The 1,204-nt window shown below is 63.7% G+C and carries 1 protein-coding gene; it reads right to left on the reverse strand.

The features are described 5' to 3' along the window. Positions 1-24 precede the first annotated feature (24 nt). On the reverse strand, positions 25-975 hold the full coding sequence (locus PGB34_RS23020; protein ID WP_271430458.1) for an IS110 family RNA-guided transposase: 951 nt from the start codon (positions 973-975) through the stop codon (positions 25-27). Positions 976-1,204: the final 229 nt, after the last annotated feature.

Raw genomic sequence — 1,204 nt, forward strand, 5'->3', positions numbered from 1 at the left:
AAGCAACCATCTTGAATGACTAAGTCAAACAGCTTCCGCAAGCTCGTCGCGCCAGGGCGACCTGGTGCGAGCGATTGCGTTCAAGATGACCAGCAGTTTGTGCGTGCAGGCCACCAGCGCGACCTTCTTGGCTTTGCCTGCGGCCAGCAGCCTGGCGTAGAAGGCCTTGAGGACCGGATTGAAGCGCGTTGCGACCAGGGCCGCGACGTAGAGCACGCGCCTCACGTCGGCGCGTCCGCCGAAGATGTGGCGCTGGCCCCTGAGCGTGCCCGAGTCGCGGTTCATGGGCGCCAGGCCGACCAGGGCAGTGATCTGCTTGCGATTGAGCTGGCCCAGTTCGGGCAGCTGTGCCAGCAAGGTGCTGGCCGTCGTCGGCCCCACGCCTTTGACAGAGGTCAGCAGCTTGGCCAGGTCTGCGTGGTGGGCCTGGATATGCGCCTTGAGCTGCCCATCGACATCATGCAACTGCGCCGCGATGGCATCCATGATGGCCAGGATGCTGGGCTTGGCCTTTCGGTGTGCGACACCCAGGCGCTGGCGCTCGGACACCAGCATGGCCACCAGTTGCCTGCGGCGCACCACCAGGGCAGTGAGCTCGCGCCGCTCATCGTCGGCCAGGGTGCGAGGCTCGTGGCCTTGAGCGTCGAGCATTGCGGCAAAGCCAAGCAGCGCCAGCGCGTCGATGCGATCGGTCTTGGCCAGCTTGCCCACGCAGCGCGCGAAGTCGCGTGCCTGGCGAGGATTGACCACCGAGACGCGCAAGCCCGCGCCGGCCAAGGCCAGCGCGAGGTCTTGCTCGTAGCCACCGGTGGCCTCCATCAGGATCAGCCTGGGCGCCAGCGGGATGAGCAGCTGGCACAGCTCGGCGTGGCCGGCCTCGTCGTTGCCCAGATTGAGCGTTTGCGATTCGCCTGTGACAGCCACTTCGAAGCTGCTCTTGGCGATGTCGATGCCCACGTAGACGAGTTCACTCATAGCGGTTCTCCAGCTCCCAGCCTTACGAATACGAAATGTGTTCGGTCAACCATTCGGGATGCGGCAGAACAAAGAGACCACCACCGTGCGCCCTGGGCTTCTGTTCGAGCTTGCACTCTAAGGAGACACAGGCTGCGCGGCGGTGAGTCAACCCGTTCAGCGGTCAAGGCCGGCCTCACTGCATTGACGACTGAAGTTTGAATGATCTGAGACATATAAGGAGACAACC

Origin of the sequence: Xenophilus arseniciresistens, from assembly GCF_028023875.1 — a bacterium.
GTDB classification, from domain to species: Bacteria; Pseudomonadota; Gammaproteobacteria; order Burkholderiales; family Burkholderiaceae_C; genus Xenophilus; species Xenophilus arseniciresistens.